Source organism: Salegentibacter sp. 24 (assembly GCF_004362395.1).
Classification (GTDB): Bacteria; Bacteroidota; Bacteroidia; order Flavobacteriales; family Flavobacteriaceae; genus Salegentibacter.
Genome location: NZ_SNWE01000013.1, coordinates 108,305 through 134,203 on the forward strand (window position 1 = coordinate 108,305; position 25,899 = coordinate 134,203).

Consider the following 25,899-nt stretch of genomic DNA (forward strand, 5'->3'; position numbering starts at 1 on the left):
GGAAAACAAATTTACGATAAATTGCCCGAAATCTAAGAATGGCTTTAAATGTTTTCCAATTCAGAAACTGCCGAGTGTTTCCTGTCTAAAGAGGCAAATTTAACCAGGGCTAAAAGAGAAAGAAGGTAAAAAATCCGGTCGGCATAAAAGAATTCATAAAACTCCAGGTAATAGGCTATAAATGAAGTGATATCAGCAAAAACTATAAATAAAGTCGCGGCTGTATAATAAAAGGATGGATTGCTTGCGTAACGGTTGCTATAGGAAACCGCTGTAATTATCATCGCCATCATCGCCATTCCATAAGCAAAAAACAATACATTCAAATAAGGGTAATTAAATTTTTCCGGTACCATCTTCACCAGAGAGACGAGCATGGCCAGGTTTAATCCCAAAATGGCAAGAAAAAGAATTTTTTGAAAAAGATTGGTTTTTAATTTCTTTAGTTCAGGTACCACAAGTAAGGAAAGTAAGATATAGGCTGAGATCTTGACGATGAAGGTTAAGGCGTTAAATAAAACCTGTTCATAAAAGAAAAGCAAGATATCTGCAATCAAAAAAAGCGCAAAAATACTGCGTACTTTTTTCGAATTAGACCTTTGCAATACCAGCATTAAATAAATTAGACCGGTACTTATAAATCTGGACCAACGATTCAGGACAAGTTCTTGTTGGGATATTACCAGACAATTGAAAAATAATAAAAGTAGGACAAATAAAACCAGTACTCTATTGGAGGGCATAATTATTAATTTGGTGGCCTCCTAACTTACGTAAAATTATCCAAAATGGTTTTAATCAAGTCCTTTGAAGGCTAGAAAGGGAATGCGAGAAAATTTAAAAAACCTGAAGAATAAAATATAAAAACCGACAACCACGAAAATTTTCCTAAATTTAACTATTCATCTTTATTCTTAAATAAATTGTTTTTTAAACTAAGGCTGGCTTTCCATTTTTATCAAAGGCTTATAATAAGTTCGGTGCTCCTGAATTTAATTATGATCTTTTTTGGTAATCCCCAACAAGTCACGCTGCTAGTAAAGATATTTTTAATAGGATTGCTCTTTCTTCATCACCGGTTTCTGGCTTCTAATGACAAATTACTTTTCTATCGCAATTTTAGCATTACCCCCCTATATTTATTCGGTTACTGCATTTTTACAGATTTAATCATTATGATGCTATGTTATAAGGTTTCAATAATTATGCTATGATCTTTGAATTGGATAACGTGGAGCTGAGTTTTGATGAAAAACGTATTTTATACGGTGTTTATATCAAAGCGGAAAAAGGAAAAATCACTGGTCTGCTCGGTCCAAATGGTTCTGGAAAAACGAGTCTGCTTAAAATTTTCTTCGGAAGCCTTTCCTGTAACAACAAGCTAGTGCGAGTAAACCATCAGGGGAGCTTAAAGCCACTTTATACGCATAAAAATGTAAAATTTTTACCTCAGGAAGATTTTCTACCACAGGATATGAGAATTATTTCAATTTTCAAATATCATAAGGTCTCATGGAAGCATTTCACCCAACGCTTCCCTTCCTTTAAAGCCTTCAAGAATTTTGGTTTGAAAAAACTTTCCGGCGGAGAGAGAAGACTTATATCGAGCTGGTTAATTCTCAAGAGTCCTTCGGATATGGTCCTTCTGGACGAACCTTTCTCTCACCTGGCGCCGGTTTACTGTGAAATAATTAAGAGAGAAATTCTCATAGAAAAACACCATAAGGCCATCTTGATGACAGATCATCTCTATCGCGATATTCTGGAATTAAGCGATGATTTATATTTTTTAAAAGACGGATGTTCCCGGCTTATTACTACACCAAAAGAACTTGAAGATCATCATTATCTACAACAAGGGACCTTATGATTTTTGAGAAACAATACGGGTCTTTTAGGTATAAGTGAATCATTTTAAAAGGATTCAGTATATTTTTAATATGAAATAAGCCGCAGCTATCACTATTCATACTGAAACGCTCCAAATTCACTTTTAATGCTAAGTTTCTTTTCTTGCGAATCTTCAACCTTACCGATAATTTGTGCATCTACATCAAAGGCTTTAGAAATTGCTATAATCTCCGGTGCGATTTCAGGGTTTACATATAGTTCCATCCGGTGGCCCATATTAAAAACCTGGTACATTTCCTTCCAGTTGGTTCCGCTCTCCTGTTGAATAAGTTTAAAAAGGGGTGGGACTTCAAATAGGTTATCCTTAATTATATGTAGTTTATCTATAAAGTGCAGAATTTTTGTTTGTGCTCCCCCACTGCAGTGCACCATCCCATGAATGTCTTTATTACTGAATTTAGAAAGTATTTTTTTGATAACCGGGGCATATGTCCTTGTTGGAGAAAGCACCAGCTTACCGGCATTTAAAGGAGAATTAGAAACAGTATCTGTTAAGGATTTTGTTCCGGAATAGATCAGGTCTTGTGGAATATCATTATCAAAACTTTCAGGATATTTCTGAGCTAAAACTTTAGAGAATACATCATGTCGTGCAGAAGTAAGTCCGTTGCTACCCATACCCCCGTTATATTCTTTTTCGTAAGACGCCTTTCCAGAAGAAGAGAGGCCCACAATCACATTTCCGGGTTTGATATTGGCATTATCAATTACATCGGCTTTTTTCATTCGGGCAGTAACGGTAGAATCTACAATAATGGTTCGCACCAGGTCCCCAACATCAGCTGTTTCTCCACCAGTGGAATGAATTTCAACACCGAATTCTTTCAATTCAGCAATCAGTTCCTCGGTACCATTGATAATTGCAGAAATTACCTCCCCCGAAATTTTATTCTTATTCCGGCCAATGGTGGAGGAAAGCATTATATTATCTGTAGCCCCCACGCATAATAGGTCATCAATATTCATAATTAGTGCATCCTGGGCAATCCCTTTCCATACCGAAAGATCTCCGGTTTCTTTCCAGTACATATAAGCCAGGGAAGATTTTGTACCAGCTCCATCGGCGTGCATAATAAGACAATGATCTGGATCACCGGTTAGATAATCGGGCACAATTTTACAAAATGCTTGTGGAAATAAACCCTTATCTACATTTTTAATTGCATTGTGAACATCTTCCTTTCCTGCTGAAACCCCACGCTGGGCATATCTTTTGCTTATTTCCTGACTCATAATTGTGTTGTTGAAATCCCAAAGATAAACAGATTAGATTTTTCAACGTAAGATGTCGATTATTAATTTTACATAAGAAAAAAACCACGTGTCTTTCAACACGTGGTTTTTAATAACTATTTGTTCCAGCAAATTATCGTGTAAACAACAATTCTCTGTATTTAGTTAATGGCCAAAGCTCATCATCTACCAAAAGCTCTAATTTGTCACAGTGATATCTTATCTCATCGAAGTAAGGCCTTACATCATCACAATAAGCGAAAGCACGTTTTTCAGCGTCATCGATTTTATTGGCAACCTTTCTTGCCTCGATCATAGCTTTTACCCCACTATTGATTTTAGCGATATGAGCAGAAATCTCTTCGATTATTTCCAATTGTTCATTAGAATGCTTCTTGAAGTCTTCATTATAAATATGTTTCAGTCCTTCTACATTCTCAATAAGAATATTCTGGTAACGAACAGCAGTTGGGATCACATGATTCCTGGCGATATCCCCAAGAATTCTACCTTCAATCTGAATTCTCATCGCGTAATCTTCCAGCTCAATTTCATGACGAGCTACAATTTCCACTTTATTCATCACTTTCATTTGTTCATAAAGCGCGATTGTTTTTTCGGAAACCTGCGCTTTTAATGCCTGTGGGGTGGTTCTGTTATTGCTTAAACCACGTTTTTTAGCCTCTTTTTCCCAGGCTTCCCCATAACCATCACCTTCAAAACGGATGTTCTTGGATTGCTTGATGTATTCTCTAAGTACGTTAAAGATAGCATCATCTTTCTTCATTTTCTTGCCTTTGATCAGCTCATCAACTTCTGCTTTAAAGTCGTTGAGTTGTTTAGCCATAATGGTGTTTATAACCGTCATAGGGTTCGCGCAGTTCGCAGTGGAACCAACCGCCCTGAATTCAAATTTATTACCTGTAAAGGCGAAAGAAGAAGTACGGTTTCGATCTGTATTATCCAGTAAAATTTCAGGAATTTTACCTACTACATTAAGTTTTAACTCGGTTTTCTCCTGGGGTGATAATTTCCCATCAGTTACTTTTTCCAATTCATCTAGCACATTAGTTAACTGAGAACCAATAAATGCTGAAATAATTGCCGGGGGTGCTTCGTTAGCTCCCAACCTGTGATCGTTAGATGCACTTGCAATGGCTGCTCTCAACAATTCTTCATTGTCGTGAACCGCTTTAATTATATTGATGAAAAAGGTTAAAAATTGAAGGTTCTTCATTGGGGTAGAACCTGGCGATAAAAGATTTGTGCCTGTATCAGTAGCCAATGACCAGTTATTATGTTTACCACTTCCGTTGATTCCAGCGAATGGTTTTTCGTGAAGAATTACCTTGAAATGGTGTTTCTCGGCAATTTTACTCATAATATCCATAATTAATGAATTATGGTCTACAGCAAGATTCCCTTCCTCAAAAATAGGAGCCAACTCAAATTGATTTGGTGCTACCTCGTTATGACGAGTTTTAACCGGAATTCCGAGTTTCATACACTCGATTTCCAGGTCACGCATATAGGCCAGTACCCTGGAAGGAATGGAACCAAAATAATGGTCATCTAATTGTTGCCCTTTTGCCGGAGAGTGTCCGAGCAAAGTTCGTCCGGCCAAACTAAGGTCTGGACGTGTTGCCGCTAAAGCGGAATCTATTAGGAAATATTCCTGCTCCCAACCAAGGGTTGCAGTTACTTTAGTTACATTCTTATCAAAATATTTAGCTACTGAAGTAGCAGCCTGATCTACAGCCTGTAAGGCTCTTAAAAGCGGGGTTTTATAATCTAAAGCTTCTCCGGTATATGAAACGAAGATGGTAGGAATACAAAGTGTAGTTCCCCAAATGAAGGCAGGTGAAGTAGGATCCCACGCTGTATAACCACGAGCTTCAAAGGTATTTCTTATTCCTCCACTGGGAAAACTTGAGGCATCCGGTTCTTGTTGTACCAATGCACCACCCCCAAATTTTTCTATTGCAGTCCCGTCAGCCTGAGTTTCAAAAAAAGCATCGTGCTTCTCAGCAGTTGCTCCGGTTAAGGGTTGAAACCAGTGGGTGTAATGGGTTGCACCTTTGTTGATGGCCCATTCCTTCATTCCCGTAGAAATATGGTCTGAGACTCTACGGTCAATTTTCTTACCAGTTTTTATAGCTTCCATCACATTTTCGTAAGCTTCCTTGGTAAGGTATTGCTTCATGGAGGCTTCGTTGAACACATTTGTTCCAAAGAGCTCAGATCTTCGGGCCGGCTCTTTAATTTTAACCGGCTTGCGGTTAAAGGTTTCTTTTAAAGCTTCAAATCGTAAAGTTGACATATTGGTGTTGTTTGATAATTTTAAATTTCAGCTACCAAATGTATGTAATTTTACACACACCCCGCTAAATAACAGCACCTTGATTTATATTTTTATGTTTTTCTTAATACACCCCCTTAAAATTACCCCAAAAATGCAAGACCCGTAAAAATAACATAACTTATAAATAAAATCACACCTTTATACCTGGTGAAAAGAAACCTTTTTGGAAGATAAGTTAAAGGAGCAATGGCAAATGCCACCCCAATCATCCAAATAATGTCATTACTTAGAATCTGTTCTGATTTGAGAAAGATCGGTTGGATCATGGCAGTAATTCCTAATACGGTGGCTATATTAAAGATGTTTGAACCTATAAGGTTCCCCAGAGAAAGCGCTTTTTCCTTTTTTAAAGCGGCTATTACTGAGGCAGCGAGTTCAGGCACACTTGTACCAACTGCGATCATAGTCACCGAAATCACCCTTTCGCTCACCCCAAGTTTTGTAGCAAGATCCACTGCACCGCTCACCAATAATTCAGATCCGCCATAAAGCGCTATCCCTCCGATAAGAAGCCAAATAATCATTTTAATATTAGAAGTATATTTCAGAGAATCATCGATGCCTTCTACCGCAATTTCAGTTTTTCGGCGTGATCTTTTTATAAGGAAAAAAAGAAAGACAATAATCCCCAAAAAGAGGATAAGACCTTCTAAACGTGAAATATTGCCACCAGTACTCAAAAAATAATAAAGCGCAATGGAAAAAATCATCATAGCCGGCCAGTTAAACCGGTAGAATTCCCTGTCCACAGCTATGGTTGAGATTACGGCAGTAATTCCCAGGACTAATCCCAGATTGGCAATATTAGACCCGATGACGTTGCCAAGGGCGATATCTGAAAACCCGCTTAAAGCAGCCTGTAAACTCACCAGAAGCTCTGGAGCGGAAGTAGCAAAGGAAACTACCGTCAAACCAATTACCATTCGGGATACATTTAATTTAAAGGATAGTGCCACCGAAGCCCTAACAAGAAATTCTCCCCCTACCACAAGTAAAGCCAGACCTATAAGAATAAAAATAATACTCATTTAATTTTAATTTTTTGCGAATATAAAATAATCTCATCAACTCAGCTTAAAAGCATCATAAATCAAAAAGGAACTATTTATATAGTAAAATAACTATACATTTCGTTATATTTGAGGAAACCAAACAAATTAACGATGAAAAGATTAACTAATAAAGAAGAGGAAATAATGCGCATCCTCTGGAAGTTAGAAAAGGCATTTGTAAAGGAAATAATACCTCATATACAGGATAAAAAATTGCATTATAATACCATCTCCACCATAGTGCGCCACTTAGAAGATAAGGGTTTTGTTTCCCACCAGACCTACGGGAACACCCACCAATATTACCCGGTGATTTCCAAAGAAAAATACAGAAAGCATATTATAAGCTTAACATCCAAGCGATTCTTTGACAATTCTTATAAAAGTATGGTTTCCTTTTTCGCTAAAGAGGAAAAAATAAGTGCTCAGGAACTAAGGGAAATCCTGGAAATCATAGAAAAAGAGAAAAAAAACTAGGACATGGAAACATTCTTAATTTATCTTCTAAAAAGCGCTGGGTTGCTTAGCATTTTCTATTTAGCTTATGTTGTTTTATTAAAACAAGAAACCGGTTTTCAGGGGAACCGAAGGTTTTTACTTGGAGGTATTCTGGCCTCCGCTGTATTACCGGCCATTTATTTTACCAAAAAAGTAGCTGTTGAGACACTCCATTTTTCATCCAACGATCTCCCTATAAGTTCATCGGGAACTGCCAATGGCATTACCTCGAATTTTGGAATATGGGAAGTCCTGGGGAGTATTTATTTTCTTATCGCGTTTTATTTTATAATCAGGCTTGCTTCCCAGCTTTACAACATATACAAACTCATCAGGAAAAATAAAATACACAGATCAAAGAGGCTTAAGTTTATAAAAACCGAAACTGCTGTAAGTCCCTTTTCTTTTTTTCAGTTCATCGTATATAACCCCAAGGCCCACTGCCAGCAGGATCTAAAAATGATCTTACAACACGAAAAAATTCACGCGGCCCAATGGCATTCTGTAGATATTTTAATGGCTAACCTTACCACTGCCCTGCTCTGGTTTCATCCCCTAAGCTGGTTGTATAAAAGAAGCCTGGCACAAAACCTCGAGTATATCGCCGACAGGGAAACCGTAGCGATCTCAGGGGCAAAAAGATCCTACCAGCAAGCCCTGTTAAAGGTCTCCATTGCCAATTTACAGCCCGCCATAACCAATCCCTTTTATCAATCATTTATCAAGAAACGAATTCTTATGCTAAATAAAAAAACTTCTCCAAAAGGCGGACTTTGGAAAAAAAGCCTGGTTTTTCCTTTCGTACTGGCTTTTATGCTCGCCTTTAATGTAAAGACCGAAGCACAAGCAAGTAGATCTGCCGGGACCACTGAGGGTCATGCATATGATGAATCGGTTTCAGCGGTGATCTCAAAATTTTCAAAGCAGGAAAGCCTGGAAAAAATCTCCGACATATTTAAAAAATTCGATGTTCAACTGGAATTTTCGGAACTTCAATATTCCCACGCAGGACTTACTAAGATAAAAGTTTCCTTCTTAAACAAAGTGACTAAGCAAACCAGAGGTTTTTCTACTGCTAATTCTGAAGGAATCGAGTCTTTTGAGATCTTTAAAAACAGAAAAGAAACCGGTATTAGAAAAGCCAATGGTAAAAAGAAGATAAAACTCGCCCAGGTTTCTAAAAAAAACAAAATCCCCGGGAATCAACTATATATTCTAAACGGCGAGGTTACCAAAAAGGAGCTTGTAGATTTTTTAAATCCCAACCTTATCGAAAGCATAAGGGTGTTTAAAGGTGATACGGCTACCTCCCTTTACGGAAAAGCAGCCAAAGAAGGTGCGGTGGTAATTACCACAAAGGTTGTGGATAAATCAAAAAAGGAATCGACCAGGCTTAAGGCGAATACTTCTCAGGTTTTATCATTTAAGAAAAAAAATGATTATAAAATAATGACTATTAATAGCTTTGGTTATCCTGATGAACAGGTAAATGCATTTCAAAAATTTGAGGAAAAGCCAGCCTCCCAGAAAATAAATGCTTATAAGGCAAAAGCGACAATTTTCACAAATGGAGCACTACCAGCTGCACCATTGGTTATCATTGATGGTCAAAGGAAACCCTCGGAATATTTAAAAAAGGAACTGCAACCAGAAGATATTGAAAAGATCAATGTTCTTAAAGGAAAAATGGCTATTGAAAAATATGGTAAAGAAGCTAAGGAGGGCGTAATTGAAATCACCACGAAAAAAGAGAGCAAAGAATAAATCCTCCTTTCGTCATATGGATCCCAATAGGGAGTTTCAAGAACTGTCTTTTTCTTTTACCTGATTTTCAATATCTTTGGATGAAATCAACCGGTAATGAAAAAGCAATTCTTTAAGATGCTTTCCAGGCTAAATAAAAAAATCCTGCCCAGTTACACCAAGCAGGAATTGGATCTTAGAAAAGCCAGTAAGGTACAGATGGCCATTATTGGCTGGAAATTATGGGTTACAAAAAATACCCTCGATTAGAAAAAAGCACTATCAAAAAAAATATCCAGCCAAACCTTAACCCCCTATTTACTCATTTTTTCAGCTTTTTCTCCAAGTTTTTTGACATCCGTAGGATAAGGATTCTGTTTCAGGATTTTTGCCAGGTGCACCAAGTTATTTGCCATTAGCAGCATCATATTATTGGTAAATTCGTGCTTGTTGCCCTGGGCTTCAATATAACTTGGCCCGGGACCAGCCTTCCCCACATAATAGCAAAACCCGTTCACAGGAATGGTAAATCCATGTTCGGAGAGATCAAAAACCATACTGGAAATGGCTTTTTTGGCACCGTCTTCATTCCCGTCTACCATTACCCCGGCCACTTTATTATAAGTCGGGAACTGTCCGTTATCCTCATCCCCTTCTTCCATAATACCATCAAAACGTTCAGCCACTAATTTGGCAACTGCGCTGCGATCTCCACGCCATATTGGAGTGGCAAGAATTAATATATCTGCGGCTTTTACTTTTTTTAGGATCTTAGGCCACTGATCGCCATTTTCCTCGTCTGAGGTAACCCCAAATTTCACATCGTGATCTACAACACGCAAGATCTCAGTAGCTACATCAAGTTCCTTAAAAACTTTTTCAGCTTCTTCAATAAAAGCTTCTGTATTAGAAGTTTTTGGGGATTTCTTGAGCGTACAATTCAAAAATAAAGCTTTCAATTCCATTATTTTAGTTTTATGGTTCATCTTTACAACTTACTAAGAATGCAAATTAGAAGCAGTTAATGCTTGGTTAAACCTAACTTAGAGTTTTGTTAGAAACCTTATATTTATGGTCAAAGCTTAATTATGATAAAAAAATACATCCTGCTTAGCCTTTTTTGTTTTTCGGCAATAGGCTTAAATTCCCAGTCCTGGAAAAAGCTACCTGCAAACGGGACGCCCCTGGAACGGCATGAAAATGCTTTTGTGCAGGCGGGGAAACGCTTTATTTTAATTGGAGGTCGCGGCAACAAACCCATAAATATTTATAATACCGAAAACCAAACCTGGAAAAAAGGTGCACAACCACCATTGGAGATTCACCATACTCAGGCGGTAAGTCTCGATGGTCTGGTTTACATTCTTGGTGCCTTTACTGGCGACTGGCCCAGTGAAGATCCCATTGCCAATATTTATATATACGATCCCCTGGAAGATCTATGGATCAAAGGCCCGGAAATTCCTAAGGACCGAAGACGTGGGGCTGCGGGAGTCGCGATCAAAAATAAAAAGATTTATTTGGTAAATGGGATTACCAATGGTCATACCTCTGGCTGGGTGAATTGGTTTGATGAATATGACCCTTATAAAAATACCTGGAAAAAACTCCCTGATTCCCCAAATGCACGGGATCATTTTCAAACCATAACCTCGGGAAACATTCTCTTTGTCGCGGGGGGCAGGAAATCAGGAAGTGTGGAAAACAGTGGGTTCGCGGGAACCGTAAAGCCTACTGATCTCTATGATTTTGATACACAAAAATGGACAACAGTTGCTGAAATTCCAACGCCCCGTGCCGGGACGGCTATAGGGCTTCACGAGAATAACCCCGTGATCTTTGGAGGGGAAAGCCCCAAAGTGGAAGCTGCGCACCGGGAAGTAGAAATTTTTGATCTCTCCAAGGGCACCTGGGACAGTTTAGCTCCAATGGAACAGGGCAGGCACGGTACCCAGGCCATCACCCTCAATAATCAAATAATCATTGGAGCCGGTAGTGCCCATCGTGGCGGTGGCCCTGAACTCAATTCATTTGAAATATTCTCAAAAGACAATAAGTTGAATTTCAGCACCGAAGCTATCCTTGCAGGGGAATTAAAACCTTCACAAGAACATCTCAGTTTTTCGAAAGATTCCATACAAAGCCTGAAAATTGCCCATAACGGAGGAAACCAGGCCATTGTTATTACTGATATCATTCTTAGTGAGGGTTTCCGTATGATCGATAAAAAGGAATTCCCTATTATCCTGGCCCCGAGATCAGCATTTGAATTTAAAATAAAAGGAAATCAAAACCCCGGGAAATTACTGATAAAAAGAGCGGGCAAGAAAGAAGATATTTCTGTTTCCTTAAATTAAAAGCATCTATATTGTACAAAGCCTCCTTAAAAATACCATCTAAAACAAGCGTTAAAGTTTGATTAAAACTTAATTAAAAAATACTTTGAAATTTATTTTTGCATACCCAGAAGGAGATTTTTAATTCCTCATAGTAAAATTTAATGAATAAAATAAAACCAGGCACGACCGTAAAACGACTGTGGAATTTACTCAAATTAGATAAGCGAGATGTAAAGCATATTCTTTTTTACGCACTTTTTGCTGGTTTAATGAACCTGACTGTTCCACTGGGGATCCAGGCTATAGTAAATTTAATCCAGGGGGGAAGAGTAAGTACCAGCTGGGTGATTTTAGTAATTCTGGTTACCCTTGCCGTAGGTTTGGTCGGTGTTTTTGAATTGCTTCAACTTCGTTTAGCTGAAAACATCCAGCAAAAAATCTTTACCCGCGCCAGTTTTGAATTTTCATACCGGTTTCCTAAAATTAAAAGTGAAGCATTACAAAATATATATCCCCCCGAACTAGCCAACCGCTTCTTTGACACCATCACTGTTCAAAAGGGGGTAAGTAAAATGTTACTGGACTTGCCATCGGCCACAGTTCAAATTATTTTAGGAGTCATCCTGTTGTCCCTGTACCACCCATTTTTTATCCTGTACGGATTACTTCTTGTCCTTTTACTCTATATCGTTTTTAAATTTACCGCCGCAAAAGGCTTAAAAACCAGTTTAGATGAGTCTAAGAACAAATACCAGGTAGCCTACTGGATTCAGGAGATCGCACGGAATTTAAACAGTTTTAAAATTTCAGGCCGCAGTAAATTAGCGATAGAGAAAAACGACAGGCTGACGGAAAAATACCTAAAAGAAAGAGAAGGGCATTTTGATATACTTAAAATCCAGTATATAAAACTTATTGTTTTTAAGGTTTTAGTAGCCGGTGGGCTGCTTGCCATCGGAGGGATGCTGGTATTGAATCAACAAATGAACATCGGACAATTTGTAGCCGCGGAGATTATTATTCTTTTGATCATTTCATCGGTAGAAAAATTAATTCGTGGTCTGGAAGATATTTATGACACGCTTACTTCCCTGGAAAAACTGGGACAGGTGGTCGACAAACCATTGGAAGCCTTTGAAAACCAAAATCAGGTTGATGCTTCCCAGGGGATTCAGATAGAATTTAAAGATGTGGCCTTTGAACCCGAAGGCTATTCGGTTCTAAAAAACATTAACTTTACTATTGGTCCAGGGAAAATCTTATTAATTTCCGGACCTGCCGGTAATGGCAGAACCAGTTTATTAAAACTTATCTCGGGCATATTCACTCCTACCCAGGGAAAGATATATATAAACAATACCGCCCGGCATTCCTTGGTTTTAAATCAATATAGGCAGCACCTTGGCACCTTTTTACCCGATGAAGCTCCATTTGAAGGTAGTCTATGGGAAAACATTACCTTTGGAGATGAATCAATTTCAGACCAAAATATCGATTGGGCCCTGGAGCATTCCGGCTTAAAAGACTTTGTGAAGGATCAGGCCGCGGGACTTTACACACGGATTCATCCTGAGGGTCGTTACCTATCAACACTCATTGCCAAACGTATAATTCTGGCAAGAGCGATAGTCAAAAAACCATCAGTCCTAATTTTAAAAGAACCCCTCGAGAAATTCGAATTTCGAGAAAAGAAAAGGATTTTAAAATTTTTAACCGATCCCCAAAATAAATGGAGTCTTATTATTGCCAGTAACGACGAGTTATGGAAAGAAGTATGTGATCAACGCCTGGAATTACAGGAAGGTAGAATCGTCAATTCCCTGTAGTTATGCTAAATATTTCTGAAGAAAAACTCAACCAGCACATAGATATTACCGATTCCAGATCGGGTAAATTCGTGTTTTTTAGAAAACACTACGCCATCTTTAATAAAGTTCTTATTGGGTTATTTATATTATTTATTGTTATTCTATTTTTACCCTGGACACAAAATATAAGGGCTACAGGGAATGTTACCACCCTTAGCCCTGAGCACAGGCCACAAACCATCCAGTCTCCCATTCCGGGAAAGATTGAGAAGTGGTATATCGAGGAAGGAGATTTTGTGCAGAAAGGAGATACTATTTTAAAAATATCAGAGGTTAGTAGTGACTATTTTGACCCTCGCTTAATTAGTAGAACTTCCAGTCAGATAGAAGCAAAAAATCAATCGGCCCTATCCTACGACGATAAGATAGCTGCCCTGGAGGGACAACTGGCAGCCCAGCAAAACGAAAGAGCCTTAAAACAACAACAGGCGGCCAACAAATTGATACAGGCTGGTTTAAAGGTTCGAAGCGATAGCATCAAACTGGAAGCAGCCAAAACAGAAGTCGAAATTGCCAAAACGCAATTTGAACGCATGGAAACCCTGCAGCAGGAGGGCTTAAAATCTTTAACCGATTTAGAAGCCAGAAGACTCAGGCTTCAGGAGGCACAGGCACAGTTGATCGCCCAGCAGAACCAGCTTTTATCCAGCAGAAATGAGGTCATAAATGCTGAAATTGAAATAAACAGGATTACCTCTGAATACGCCGATAAAATGTCCAAAACACGGCAGGAAATCTTCACTACCCAAAGTATACAGTATGGTACCCGTGCTGAAGTTGATAAGCTGGAAATTCAGCTTTCAAATTATCAGCAACGCAGTGATCTCTACTACATTGTAGCTCCCCAGGATGGTTACATAAATCAGGCCTTAAAAGCTGGACTGGGCGAAACGTTTTCCCAGGGAGAAAAACTGGTAGGGATCATGCCTTCCAATTACCAACTGGCAGTAGAGACTTATATTAGACCTTTGGACCTACCTTTAATCCATGTAGGAGAAGACGTTCGCATTCAATTTGATGGCTGGCCTTCGGTAATATTTAGTGGCTGGCCAAACCTTTCCTTTGGTACCTATGGGGCTGAAGTTGTGGCTGTGGAGAATTATATTTCTGCAAATGGAAAGTACCGCGTTTTACTGGCTCCCGATCCCGATGACAATCCCTGGCCACAGCAAATTGGAATTGGTAGCGGTGCACAAACAATTGCACTTCTGGAAACCGTTCCTATCTGGTATGAACTTTGGCGGAACCTAAATGGTTTCCCTCCCAATTATTACCAGCCAGGAAGTAATTCCCAGGGTGAAAACACCATGAAAATCAATAAAAAATAGAACGGTAATATGCGTTTAGTACTTTATTTTTCTATTGCCTTTTTAGTGACTTCTTCCGCCTTTGCTCAGGGGGACAGCCTTGGTTATAATGAATTTTTAACCAGGGTAATTAGCGAGCATCCCCTGGTCAAACAGGCAAAGCTCGTCAGAAATATAGCAGATGCACAAGTCCAGTCAGCCAGAGGTGCATTTGACCCCAGATTTGTTGTAGCTTATAAAGAAAAAGAATTTAAGGGAACCGAGTATTACGATCTACTGGATGCCCAATTACAGGTGCCGATGTGGTATGGCCTTAAATTAAAGGGTGGTTTTGCGCAAAACCAGGGTACTTATTTAAATCCTCAAAACCAGCTTCCCGAGGCAGGACTCTTCCAGGCGGGTATGATTTTATCACTAGGAGAAGGTTTATGGATTAATTCCCGAATGGCGGGTTTAAGAAAAGCACAGGCCTACAGAGAACAAAGCCGTGCTCAGCAAAAATTGATGGTAAACAATGTATTATTAGAGGCATCTTTTGCTTATTTTGAATGGCTAGAGGCATATCAAAAATTACAAATTTTCACAGCTATTTTAGAAAATGCCAATGAGCGCTACAGCGGCATAAAACGCGGGGCACAGACTGGTGAACTGGCAGGCATAGATACCCTGGAAGCAAGACTTAACTTACAAAAACGAAGATTAAAAGCCAATCAGGCGCAGGTGGAACTTAACAAAGCAAAGTTAGTGCTTTCCACTTATTTATGGTCACAGGACCAACCGTTGCTTTTGCAGGAACAGGTCTGGCCAGTTGGTTTCGATGCTATTTTTTCCAGTTTAATCTCGGAGATTCCGGAAGAAAATTTGGAAACACATCCCCAGCTACAGTATTACCGTCAGAAAATAGAAGCTCTTGAAATCGAAAAACGCTATCGTTTCAATAAGTTATTACCCAAAATAGATTTGGAATATAATTTTTTATCGCAAGAACCTGATAATTTTGAAACCTTTAATTCCAAGGCTTATAAGGCTGGTTTAAAATTTTCCATGCCATTATTTCTTCGTAAGGAGCGCGGGGATCTTAAAATAGCAGAATATGAGTTACAGGATGCACGACTGGAACTTAGTCTAAAAGACACCCAGTTACAAGCTAAAATCAACGCTCTGCAGCAACAACTTCAAGGCTTTCTGGTACAAATTGAAATGACAGAACAACTGGTAGCCGATTCCAGAACTTTACTCGATGGGGAGGTGCGTAAGTTCAATTTTGGGGAAAGCTCCATCTTTTTAATCAATACACGGGAAACAAAATTAATAGAGGCAAAATTGGAACAATTAGATCTTCAAATTAAGATTTTAAAAATCCAGGCGGAATACCTGCAAGCACTGGGCAGCCATGCGGGGCAATAATTATTAACAAGATAACCCGAGCCATCCCAATCCGAGTAAAATCGGAATTCCAAGGACCTTTAGATGTGAAAGACCACTAAAGATCTAGTGAATTAACGCTCCGGTATATCAAAGTTTGCTATTTATTCAAAAAAGGAATTCTTATTTTGTAAGTTAGCGTAAACTAATAATAACTTTAAAAATTAAATCTATGCTAAGTAAAATTTTAAAACCTGTTGCTTTTTTAAGTGTATTTCTTTTTATGGTTTCCTGTGGAGAGAGTACAGATGTAGTTGAATCTGGAACATACCAGGGAACAATTAAAGAAGTAGAGCCTTCAAAAGATGAAATTTACGTAACAACTGAAGATAACAAAACTTTGGAATTGTATTTTAAGGAGGATACGGAATTAACCAGAGATGGAAGTCCAGTAGAATTTTCAGCCCTGGAAAAAGGACAAAAAGTTGAAGTTGAAGTTGAAAAGGTAGGAAAACGTTTGGATCCTATTTCTGTGAAAATATTGGAATAACATGGATCAGTTACCTGATTTTTGGCGGACAGAGGTTTTTCATCCTTTGTCCGTTCATTTTCCTATTGCGCTTTTACTGGTTGCTTTTTTATTCAAGCTTGTTGCTTTGGGCTACCCTAAAGAAGTTTGGAAACAGGGAGGAACCATTTTACTGGTTTTGGGAACTATTGGGATTTGGATCGCCATTTATACCGGAAATCTTGCCGATGGTATCGTATCAAGAAAAATTTGTGATCCCACGGTGCTCAAAGACCATCAAAATATGGCCTATGTCACTGCCTGGCTTTATACAGCCTCTCTCCTATTAGATCTACTAAAATTCTCAAAACTTAGGATCTTTAAAACGAAAGTGAAATTTTTATCCTATATCTGCATTCTTACTTTAGCCATTGGCTCTGGTTACCTTATGTATGTGGGCCATTTAGGGGCTCGCCTGGTTTATCAGCAGGGTGCTGGGGTTTATCATCCTTCTCAAGATTGTATTGAATTCAATTAAGAAATTCACTGGTGAGAGTTAATTTGTCAGTTTAAAGCCTTAAGGGTAATCTCGTGAAGGTTTCTTTCTTCTGTTTTTAGATATTTCCATAAATAAGTCGATTTGTCGTCAACTTATTTTAGCACGGGACAAAGTTATAAATTAAAAAGCACCGCCTGGGCAGTGCTTTTTTCTATTTATGTATGTTTTTTGCTTAATGCACAATTATTGCATCTGCCTGACCATCAGGGTCACCATTTACGTTTCCATCAGTTAATGCATTTCCTAATAATAGTACTCCGGCTGCATGGGGTGAAGCCATCGAAGTTCCGCTTATGGAATTATAACCACCATCTTTCCAGGTAGAATTAACAGCCACGCCTGGAGCCGCATAATCCACGGGTGGATTACCATAGTTAGAAAAAGAGGCCCAGTTGTCATTTATATCCATAGCTGAAATGGTTACGATATTAGATCCATTGACTCTTGCAGGCGAGCTGTTATTGGCATCAGAACTCTCATTACCAGCGGCAAGAGCGAAAACAATTCCTTTTTCCGATGCGGCAAGTACAGCATTATCAAGAGCATCTGAAGGTGGTCCTCCAAGACTCATATTGGCAACATCTCCAGGTTTTCCGTATGCAGCCACGTGGTCAACCCCTGCTATGACACCAGAATAAGATCCACTACCACGGCTGTCTAAAACTTTAACCGGAACCACTGAGGCACCGGGAGCAACCCCGACAACCCCAAAATCGTTATTTAAGGCTGCAATGGTACCGGCAACGTGAGTTCCATGTCCATTACCATCATCAGTAGATTTTGCATCTCTTCCTGAAGTAAAGGCATTAAAGCCTCTGGAAGCATCTACATTTAAATCAGGATGATCTGTATCGATTCCACTATCAATGATCCATGCAACATTTGAACCAGTGTAGGACGAAACTCCGTTGACCCGAACTATTCCATAAGGCACATCCTGGCCAGTGTCACCACCGCCTCCAGGATCACCATCACATGGCCCCCCGTTTGGTGAACCACAAGGGGGAGCGAATTGTACAATTCGATCTTCCTCAATATATGCGATCTCCTTTTTTCCCCTTAAGGTTTCTACTTGCTCAGGAGTAAGTTTAAGAGCAGCACCATTAATTGTTTTACTATACACCGCCAATAATTCAGTATCGGCAATTTTTGCATCAGAAAGGACCTTTCTGGTAGTATTTGCCACTGCCTGCTGAGCTTTTGAATAATTCTCCGGATACTTTGAGGAAACATCACCGATAACGTCTTTATGGAAAACAATAATATATTGTCCTTCAATAATATTTGCCGAAGCAGGAGCTACAATTTCTTCAGCTGCTTCTTGCTCCATAGGCCTGTCTTGAGAACAGGAAACAAAAAAGGCGGCAGCCATAGCAGTTACCGCGAGTGGTTTGAATTGTTTTAATTTCATAAAATCAAATGTTTAGTTAATAAAAGGTTAATAGATTCATCAAATCTATCACTTTATCGATAAAAACCAAACTTTAATCTATTTTATTTGAGAATTCCATCATTTAATGTGTCGAAAACCGATTAGCCGAATAGTAGAAAGATTTATAGTAATTTGTAAAAGATCGGGAAATCATGGTATGTTTTTACTTTTTAAGTCATTCACGATTAAAAATTTAATTTAAAAAAAAAGAAAAACCCAGTTCAGGGGTCGCCACCCCAAACACTTCGCAGATTTTTTTAAGACTTTGCTTTACCACAAAACAAGTGATTCAAACGATTCTAAAGCGATTTTAAAAAATTTTAGTAGGACCTAACAAGAGAAAAAAGTTCCGTTAAAAAAATTACGGTTCTCGCAGATCTTTGATCTTGGTTGAATTGAATATATTCCAAACGCGGGTTCAGATAATGCCGGTAGAATTCAACTTCCTTGTAATTATTCAGAAATGAGAATTCACCCAGTTCGTAGGCTTTGAATAAAAGTTCTTCGGAATTCAGGTCCTCAAAGGTCTCCTGGTATTTCTCGTATTTTTCTTTAATAATTGATATTGCTGATAGTTTTCCTGAAACCAGGTATAAAGTTCGGCAGTTTCAGCGCCCTTATTGGCCTGAGTATACTCAAGATTTGCTTTAGCCGCTTTCACCTTATTCTTACTGTTCCAAAGCGGAATCGAAAGTCCGCCTAAAAGCCGGAATAATTACTAGAATTCACTCCCTGGTAATTATACCCAGAAGTAAGATCTGGCAACAGCTTATTTTTTTTTAGCTTCACTCCTTGTTCGGTAACAGATTCCCGAGCGGACAGCATCTTAACTTTGGCATCTGCGGAAAGTTTATCGGCCCAGAGCATCTGCATTTCTGCCACCTCGTTATCACTAACGAAGATAATTTGGTCTGCCTGAATTGGGTTCCCGCCATTAAGTTTCTGAAGTTCCATAAGGGTATTATTTACTTGAATATCTAATTGATCCAATTCAAATTGCTGCTGCAGCCAGGCCACCTTCGACTTGTTCAGCGCCTGGTTGGCGGGATCGACAGCAAAAAAACGCTGTATCTGATCATATACCCTTTTGGCCTGCTCTACTCTTTTTTCTTCCAGTTTCTTTCGTTTCTGCAAAATTTGTAATTCTAGAAGCTGTTTCTTGGCATTCAGTAATACTTCCTGACGTAGCAATTCTTACTCCAGTTCTAACAATTCTTTTTGCTTTTCTATCCGTTTACCTCGGGCTCCGTAAACCGTTGGAAATTCAAAACGCTGAGAGACCTAATATTCATAATAATCATCGGACTCGTGCTCTCCGAATACTAGATAAAAGGCCGAAACCTGAGGAGCCTGTAAGTTATTTCCTGACTTATTATCCAGATTCTGACTTTCTATATAAGACTGGTATGCCTTGAGTTGTCTGTTATTCTGGCTAATCTGATCTAAAACACGCCCGATACCTGTATCCTGGGAAAATGACCCCATGGAGATTAGTATTCCGCATACCACGGAAACTAAATATCTGTACATAAATTTTTATTTTTGGTTTAATCTATATAATAAGGGTAGGTCTGCTAATTCTTATAGCAGCCTAGCTAGATGATCAAACTAATGATGGGGGTCCTCGAAGTGAGAGTAAAAATAAATAAGGGTTAAAATATTCATTGGGAGGCTGATAAATTTCAGATTTTTTTGAATCCTGATCTCCCTCTTCTTGATGCTTATAATTCGCATGATGGATAACCCAATGAAACGACATCAGAATAAAGACCCTAGAAGGAAAAAAGCTTTTATTTGAGATTTAACTCGAACCTTTCAAGGTTAAAAATAAATAACTAGTTTTTTAACTATTTAAACAATATTTGATATCTAAAAATGATATTAAAAAATTTAAGTAAAAATAAAAGTATCTTCATAAGAGGGAGTTCATTTTCCTATTGTTGCAAATCCTTTTAAAAGTAAATTTCAAAAATTCTAAATCACCTTCAAGCAAAGAAATTTTACAAATTAGCTTTATATAAATAGTCGCATCAACACTTTTTCTTTCAACCTGCATAAGCTTTGTTTCAAAAAGAAAGGAAACTAAAAAGTACTTGGCACAAGAAAACTTTTGGAATTATTGCTGGAGGAGATAAACTTTCCCGCTATGTCTACTAGTTTCATTACTTCGAATTAAGTGATTCCTTAACTTTTCCCCCATTAATCATAAAAAATAAAAAATTCCGAAGCGAAGATTTAAGGCTTTCCTCTCTAATTTTTTTCAGAGAAATACTAGTAGAAATTTCTTTACTCACTAGGAGTAATTGTTCTTAATTAAGCGGTTTACGGATTTCTAAAGCTGTATCTTTAGGGAGAACCATTTCCAGATTCACCTTGGAAGTCAGGTAATGGTTTTTCAACTATATAACCCGGAAATTATGTGCTTTTCTTCAACCGCAAGTTTTGGAGCTTCAGGAGTATTACTGCTCATAGGAGTGGCAAGCATAATAAAAACAGACCAAAGTAAACTATTACCTTTTGCTGTAATACCCCTAATTTTTGCTGTACAGCAATTCACAGAAGGTTTTTTGTGGTTGTCCTTAGAAGGAAGATTGCCGGGGTATGAAAAACTATTAACTTATTCTTACCTTTTTTTTGCCCAGATTTTATGGCCTGTATGGATTCCTCTTGCCTTTTTGTGGCTTGAAAATAATAACACCCGTAGAATATTTCTAAAGATCCTGGCAGGGGCTGGAATTTTGGTGAGCCTATATTTAGCCTACGGATTACTTTCCTTCAACGTAGGTTCAGAGATCGTTAACCACCACATAAAATACAGGCTTGACTATCCCCAAAGGCTTCAGGGCTTTGGAAATCTTTTTTACGGTCTTGCAACTATAGTTCCTGCGTTCGTTTCAAGCATAAAGGGAATGAAAATCTTTGGATTACTCGTAATTCTGGCTTACTTGGTTGCGTTCCTTTCTTTTAGAAATGCTCTTATTTCAATTTGGTGCTATTACGCTGCAGTCATAAGTATTTCAATCTGGTTTCTACTACCGGTCTCCAATCCTAATGAGGTTAAGGAAATTAATTTAAAAAATAATTGAATAGATTTATAGGCCTGTTACCGGTATAATCTAAGAAAGTTTTTCTCCGGTCTTTTGATCCAGCACCATAGCAGGTTTCTAACTGGACAGGTATTCATTATAGATAAAAAATAACTATTTATTTCCTGTCCTAGTTTGCTTAGCACACTATCAGGAATAATGATAATTTGGATGCAAACTTGTTAGCCTAGGAAAGCTTCATGGATTATAAAAGTAGACCTCAATGCTATTAATTGGACTTACAGATGAATTTACCAGTTTTAAGAACATTAGGCAACTTTGCTGTTCCCCTGAATAATGCGACAGACAGGAAGCAGTTTGAAAAGGAAGGTCAGCATAAGTTTAAAAGGTATCTTTAACTAAGAATTTGCTGTTTATGCAAAGTTTTACAGGCTAAAAAGCATAACAAGCTCACCAGAAATTATTTGAACGAATTAATAGTCAAAGGAAAAGTAAGAGACTGGCCATGAAATGTTATCTCATTATTTGAGTACCAACAACGCCAGCAATTTTTACTATGCGATCAGAAGCCGCTCTACTTTTCAAATTTATCTGCAATTGGATTCCTAGAACTAATACTACATTCAAAGCCAAAATAAAGTCCTTTTGTTTTTTAAGCTTTCGTAATCTTGGGTTGAAAAGCATAAGTAAGTAAATCTAACTTCAGAATACTCTTCTTGTTTTCGCAATCTAAACATTATACAGTTTTGGTTTTTCGAAATCTAACCACAAAACTATTTGCTGTATCCTGCTTTTGATAATATCAAGAATTTGCTGGGTGTGATTCTGACTTTTACAGTTCTCATCACACATCGATATAACGTGTGAATTCTACCCGATTGTCGTTATTTTCCCGCATTGCTCAAACCATACTAAAGATAAAGGTTCATCAGTAATGGAACTACCACCTCCCCTATGGAGTTCCTTTTCCATGGTTAGATCCTATATCTCCCTACATAAAATTAATAGGCCAGCGATTCATCGTGCTATAAAATCTATTGGTTTTACTTGGCTACAGAAAAAATTGAGAGGGAATGGACAGCTCCTTTGTCTATTAGAAGTCTTACGATTCTATAATTTTATATTAAATACCAAAACAGCATACAACTGACCATAAAAAACAAATTCCCCTGGGGTAAGCCCCAGAGGAATTGAATATGAGAGGTTAATTTAGCCCCTATCCCATTAGGATACATTTACCGTTTTAGTCTTTTTGTTCTTATCCATTTTTCTTTTTTTAAGGCTCATTTTAAGGATACCATCCTTGTATTTGGCTTCAATTTCTTTATCTACATCTATTTCCTCAGGTAATGCGATATTTCGGGAAAAACTGTTGTAGCTAAATTCTTTTCTGACAAAACCTTCTTTCTCTTCCTCGATTTTATTTTCATTCTCTGCTGAGATAGATAAGACATTATGCTCAATGGAAATTTTAAAATCCTCCTTAGAAAGACCGGGAACGGCGAGTTCAATTTCAAACTCCTTATCTTTTTCTTTTACGTTCAAAGCAGGAAACAGGTCTTCATCAAAATCTCTATTAAAGAAGCGGTTCAAATTAAAGATACCACGTTTAGTATCCATCAGATCCGAAAAAAAAGGATCCTGGCTTAAAAAAGAACTTCCTAATGCTGGTGTTCTACGATTGTTTGTTTTTGTAAGAACCATAATTTAAATTTTAAATGGTTAATAATATGAATTACTAATGTATCACATTAGTGATTAATTTAATATTTTGAATTTCCGTTGATTATAAATTATTTATTTCAAATTTAGAGAGGTTTAAAAAAAGAAACAGGAGACCAATGTCTCCCGTTTCCTAAGAAGATATTAAGTTTACTCTTTAATCAGTGTGATATCAGTGATCTTACCTCGGTAAAATTTATATATCCGATTAAAAAATATCATTGATATCCTCTCACTCCGATTCCAATCTCTAAAAAGAACTTGGAAATCAGATTCTCTTTATATTTCCATAATTTATTTCTTAATATTATAATTTAAAAGTAGAACATAACCGTAAATAAATCTATGACAAATATCAAGTGAGGTATATTTAACAAAAAATTGTAAAATATAAATGGAGCCCATTACTACAAGTTCATTAAAGCCTAAATATAAACACTTTAAGAAAAATCCAAATTTTAATTTTGAACCATGGTCTATTTAAAAGTCCGTAATTTTTCAAGTTCCATTATTACTATTTGTTTCCCCTTAATATCTATCAATTTTTCTTTTTTTAGCCTTGAGAGACTTCTAATGAAACTTTCTGTGGAAATACCGGCAGCGTGTGCCAGAGCACTACGAGAAACATTATTTAATGCATATTTTCCATATTTTTTTCTCAGCAAACTGTAATAAAGTATATATCGTTTTTCCCATTACACCAGCGTAGGCCATTTTTAATAATTGATATCTTAAGGACTACTACTTTATTGAATAATAATTGAGCTATCACGCGAAGTAAAATATGGTTCTCACTTAAGGTCTGATTAAACCTCTTGTAAGATATCCTCATCAGCTGAGTGATTTCGAGTGTATAAGCACTTTCGAAATATTTCCCATTTGTTTGAAATGAGCACAATCCCAATAAAGAACCTGCACGAGTAAAAGAGGTGACAATTTCATTACTAAAATCTTCCTCAAGATAAGATTTAGTTAAATAATCATTTGTTTCATAGTTCATTGTCTTTCTTATTTAGTAAATCTGTCTTTCATTATCAGATAGAACTTATATGTTTTATAGAATAAATACCTTTAAAATCTTGGATAGTTTCTAACTCGTCTTTAATAATTCATCAACTGAAATAATGGGCACAATTCCTTATAAAACCTTAACCCTACCTTTTTTCAAATTATTGAATTTTGAGATTTCAAGGATTAAATTAGATTTTAATTAATATATCTCATCAGTAATATGCTTTTTACATTTCTTGTAAAAGTTAAATGAATTTACCAAATAGTTACATTTAGGAAAACCCCCGTATTCCAATAAACTAGTTATTTAAAATTACATGCTCAGGAATTAGTGGAAATGATATATATCATTTACTAAGAAACAACTTATCGTTAAATTTCAGGCTGTTATATGTATCGAAAATGAAGGCTTGGTATAGAGAAAGCTCAGTTAATAACCATTTAATTACTGAAAAAGTAAGTAAAGAAAGTATTCTGTGGTATTCACTACTTGAATTAGTCATCAAAGACATTAAGTTCCGAAAATCACTACTCCCTCATAAATTTGAACGGCTACCTTCTCCCGAAATCGGTCTGCTAAATATTGAAATGGAAGAAAGTATAAAAGAAGCTACAGAATTACTAACGGTTTTGTATAAACATGCTCGAGATATAGATAAAATTTTAGAATGTGACGAGGTCGAATGTGAAAGCTTTCACTTAAATAAACACACCTACTTATTTAGGCAAATTGATGATGAATTAATACATTTTTTCAATTTAAAGTTTAGAATTAAGAATAGTTTAAATTAAAACCTTTAAAACGTTTTGTTATCAATAAATAACGAGTGGGATTTTATTAAAAGTATTTCTAATGGTTAATGATAGTAAATCGATAAAACGAAACCTGTTTACGGTAGCGAATCCAGATGATAAAACTCTATAGGATGGGGGTCTTATTATGATTTAGGCATCATTAAACTAATATGAATAATATAAAGTATATTGTTCAGGTTTTTGTAAAATACAATCTAAGTCCTTACCATCACTCCCTGGGACAAATTAATTATTACCCGAATTTTAGTTTTTAAGCTTTCAAACTTTGCAATTAAGGATAATAAACAGAAAATTGAGCCATGAAAAAAATTCTATTGCCTACAGATTTTTCCCTTAACGCTTATAATGCTATAAAATATGGAATACAATTATTTCATAAAGAAAAGTGTGAATTCTATCTTTTAAATACCTACACACCAGCTTTGTATAATTTTGAGTATATAGTATCCACTAATTTAAGTATAGAAGAAGTTTATACGAAAAATTCTGAAAAAGGACTTTCAAAAGTTTTAAAACGTATCAAAAAAGAATTTCCGAATGATAAACATACTTATAATATAATTCCTGCCTTTAACACTTTAACAGAAGAAATAAAATTCCAGGTAAAAGAAAAGGGAATTAACTTTGTAATAATGGGAACTCAAGGTGCAAGTCGATCAAATAAATATGTTATTGGAACCCAAACAGTACACGCTATAAAAAGTAACATCTGTCCCTTATTGGCCATTCCTTCTAAATTTAAATATACATTACCTAAAAATATTCTTTTCGCTACAGATTATGAAAATTTTGAAATTCAAACTTATCTGCCTCCCTTAAAAGAAATTGCTAAAAAATCTCAAGCTACAATTCACATATTGCATATGATTGAAAAAGCTCCGCTTAAACCGGAACAAGTGGATGCTAAGAATCAATTGATAAGTTACTTTAAAAATATTCCCCATTACTTTTATGAACTTAAGCAAGAAACGGTTGTTAAAGCAATTAATCAATTTCGTAAGGAAAAATCAATAGATTTACTTGCAATGGTAGGGAGTGTAATCTGAACTCTGTCCTTTGCTTCACTCCTTCGGGGGTACCCCCGAAGGAGTGGTTGCCAAATCGAGCCTAATGCGGTCTTCAAATC

At 37.1% G+C, this 25,899-nt stretch carries 23 protein-coding genes; 13 read left to right on the forward strand and 10 right to left on the reverse strand.

Annotation, left to right across the window (positions count from 1 at the left end):
• Window positions 1-44: 44 nt before the first annotated feature.
• Window positions 45-743: a hypothetical protein gene (locus tag DET49_RS10980; RefSeq protein WP_133548153.1), complete on the reverse strand. Its 699-nt coding sequence runs from the start codon at window positions 741-743 to the stop codon at window positions 45-47.
• Between the two features lie 467 nt (window positions 744-1,210).
• On the opposite strand from DET49_RS10980, the gene DET49_RS10985 reads away from it, so the two are divergent.
• The gene (locus tag DET49_RS10985) at window positions 1,211-1,870 is read left to right on the forward strand and encodes an ABC transporter ATP-binding protein (protein WP_133548154.1); all 660 of its coding nucleotides are present in this window, start codon (window positions 1,211-1,213) and stop codon (window positions 1,868-1,870) included.
• Between the two features lie 92 nt (window positions 1,871-1,962).
• Here the strand turns inward: DET49_RS10985 and DET49_RS10990 are convergent, their stop codons facing one another.
• From DET49_RS10990 to DET49_RS11000, 3 genes are all read right to left on the reverse strand, one after another.
• Complete coding sequence (locus DET49_RS10990) at window positions 1,963-3,144, reverse strand: AIR synthase related protein (RefSeq protein ID WP_133548155.1); 1,182 nt, start codon at window positions 3,142-3,144, stop codon at window positions 1,963-1,965.
• A gap of 133 nt (window positions 3,145-3,277) precedes the next feature.
• Window positions 3,278-5,464: a glutamine synthetase III gene (locus tag DET49_RS10995; protein ID WP_133548156.1), complete on the reverse strand. Its 2,187-nt coding sequence runs from the start codon at window positions 5,462-5,464 to the stop codon at window positions 3,278-3,280.
• Window positions 5,465-5,586: 122 nt separating this feature from the next.
• Complete coding sequence (locus DET49_RS11000; protein WP_133548157.1) at window positions 5,587-6,534, reverse strand: calcium/sodium antiporter; 948 nt, start codon at window positions 6,532-6,534, stop codon at window positions 5,587-5,589.
• A 135-nt stretch (window positions 6,535-6,669) separates the two neighbouring features.
• Here DET49_RS11000 and DET49_RS11005 point away from each other — a divergent pair, with 135 nt between their 5' ends.
• From DET49_RS11005 to DET49_RS11015, 3 genes are all read left to right on the forward strand, one after another.
• Complete coding sequence (locus tag DET49_RS11005) at window positions 6,670-7,035, forward strand: BlaI/MecI/CopY family transcriptional regulator (protein WP_133548158.1); 366 nt, start codon at window positions 6,670-6,672, stop codon at window positions 7,033-7,035.
• Between the two features lie 3 nt (window positions 7,036-7,038).
• A complete protein-coding gene (locus DET49_RS11010; RefSeq protein WP_133548159.1) occupies window positions 7,039-8,820 on the forward strand; it encodes a M56 family metallopeptidase in 1,782 nt (593 codons plus the stop codon).
• A gap of 96 nt (window positions 8,821-8,916) precedes the next feature.
• Window positions 8,917-9,069, forward strand: a complete 153-nt coding sequence (locus DET49_RS11015; protein ID WP_133548160.1) for an SsrA-binding protein — start codon at window positions 8,917-8,919, stop codon at window positions 9,067-9,069.
• 44 nt (window positions 9,070-9,113) lie between these two features.
• Here the strand turns inward: DET49_RS11015 and DET49_RS11020 are convergent, their stop codons facing one another.
• Complete coding sequence (locus tag DET49_RS11020) at window positions 9,114-9,764, reverse strand: flavodoxin family protein (protein ID WP_133548161.1); 651 nt, start codon at window positions 9,762-9,764, stop codon at window positions 9,114-9,116.
• Between the two features lie 123 nt (window positions 9,765-9,887).
• Between DET49_RS11020 and DET49_RS11025 the strand changes: the two genes are divergently transcribed.
• From DET49_RS11025 to DET49_RS11050, 6 genes are all read left to right on the forward strand, one after another.
• Window positions 9,888-11,156: a Kelch repeat-containing protein gene (locus DET49_RS11025; RefSeq protein ID WP_133548162.1), complete on the forward strand. Its 1,269-nt coding sequence runs from the start codon at window positions 9,888-9,890 to the stop codon at window positions 11,154-11,156.
• Between the two features lie 143 nt (window positions 11,157-11,299).
• On the forward strand, window positions 11,300-12,964 hold the full coding sequence (locus DET49_RS11030; RefSeq protein ID WP_133548163.1) for a peptidase domain-containing ABC transporter: 1,665 nt from the start codon (window positions 11,300-11,302) through the stop codon (window positions 12,962-12,964).
• A gap of 2 nt (window positions 12,965-12,966) precedes the next feature.
• A complete protein-coding gene (locus DET49_RS11035) occupies window positions 12,967-14,334 on the forward strand; it encodes an HlyD family secretion protein (protein WP_133548164.1) in 1,368 nt (455 codons plus the stop codon).
• A gap of 9 nt (window positions 14,335-14,343) precedes the next feature.
• Window positions 14,344-15,720 (forward strand): TolC family protein, encoded by a 1,377-nt coding sequence (locus DET49_RS11040; protein ID WP_133548165.1) that lies wholly within the window; start codon window positions 14,344-14,346, stop codon window positions 15,718-15,720.
• A 190-nt stretch (window positions 15,721-15,910) separates the two neighbouring features.
• On the forward strand, window positions 15,911-16,228 hold the full coding sequence (locus DET49_RS11045) for a hypothetical protein (RefSeq protein ID WP_133548166.1): 318 nt from the start codon (window positions 15,911-15,913) through the stop codon (window positions 16,226-16,228).
• A gap of 1 nt (window position 16,229) precedes the next feature.
• Entirely contained in the window at window positions 16,230-16,724 is a 495-nt protein-coding gene (locus DET49_RS11050; protein ID WP_133548167.1) for a DUF2231 domain-containing protein, read from the forward strand.
• Between the two features lie 193 nt (window positions 16,725-16,917).
• Here the strand turns inward: DET49_RS11050 and DET49_RS11055 are convergent, their stop codons facing one another.
• From DET49_RS11055 to DET49_RS18710, 3 genes are all read right to left on the reverse strand, one after another.
• On the reverse strand, window positions 16,918-18,156 hold the full coding sequence (locus tag DET49_RS11055; RefSeq protein ID WP_208109638.1) for a S8 family peptidase: 1,239 nt from the start codon (window positions 18,154-18,156) through the stop codon (window positions 16,918-16,920).
• Between the two features lie 720 nt (window positions 18,157-18,876).
• Window positions 18,877-19,311: a hypothetical protein gene (locus DET49_RS18705; RefSeq protein ID WP_243729612.1), complete on the reverse strand. Its 435-nt coding sequence runs from the start codon at window positions 19,309-19,311 to the stop codon at window positions 18,877-18,879.
• Between the two features lie 147 nt (window positions 19,312-19,458).
• Entirely contained in the window at window positions 19,459-19,707 is a 249-nt protein-coding gene (locus DET49_RS18710) for a hypothetical protein (protein ID WP_243729613.1), read from the reverse strand.
• 887 nt (window positions 19,708-20,594) lie between these two features.
• On the opposite strand from DET49_RS18710, the gene DET49_RS11065 reads away from it, so the two are divergent.
• Complete coding sequence (locus DET49_RS11065; RefSeq protein WP_133548168.1) at window positions 20,595-21,263, forward strand: DUF6629 family protein; 669 nt, start codon at window positions 20,595-20,597, stop codon at window positions 21,261-21,263.
• A 1,185-nt stretch (window positions 21,264-22,448) separates the two neighbouring features.
• Here the strand turns inward: DET49_RS11065 and DET49_RS11070 are convergent.
• Together DET49_RS11070 and DET49_RS18945 are read right to left on the reverse strand one after the other, a co-directional pair.
• Window positions 22,449-22,928 (reverse strand): Hsp20/alpha crystallin family protein, encoded by a 480-nt coding sequence (locus tag DET49_RS11070; RefSeq protein WP_133548169.1) that lies wholly within the window; start codon window positions 22,926-22,928, stop codon window positions 22,449-22,451.
• A 494-nt stretch (window positions 22,929-23,422) separates the two neighbouring features.
• Window positions 23,423-23,611, reverse strand: a complete 189-nt coding sequence (locus DET49_RS18945) for a helix-turn-helix domain-containing protein (protein ID WP_166636572.1) — start codon at window positions 23,609-23,611, stop codon at window positions 23,423-23,425.
• 934 nt (window positions 23,612-24,545) lie between these two features.
• Between DET49_RS18945 and DET49_RS11080 the strand changes: the two genes are divergently transcribed.
• Window positions 24,546-24,749 (forward strand): hypothetical protein, encoded by a 204-nt coding sequence (locus DET49_RS11080; protein WP_133548170.1) that lies wholly within the window; start codon window positions 24,546-24,548, stop codon window positions 24,747-24,749.
• Window positions 24,750-25,072: 323 nt separating this feature from the next.
• The gene (locus tag DET49_RS11085; protein WP_133548171.1) at window positions 25,073-25,819 is read left to right on the forward strand and encodes a universal stress protein; all 747 of its coding nucleotides are present in this window, start codon (window positions 25,073-25,075) and stop codon (window positions 25,817-25,819) included.
• The last annotated feature ends 80 nt before the right edge of the window (window positions 25,820-25,899 follow it).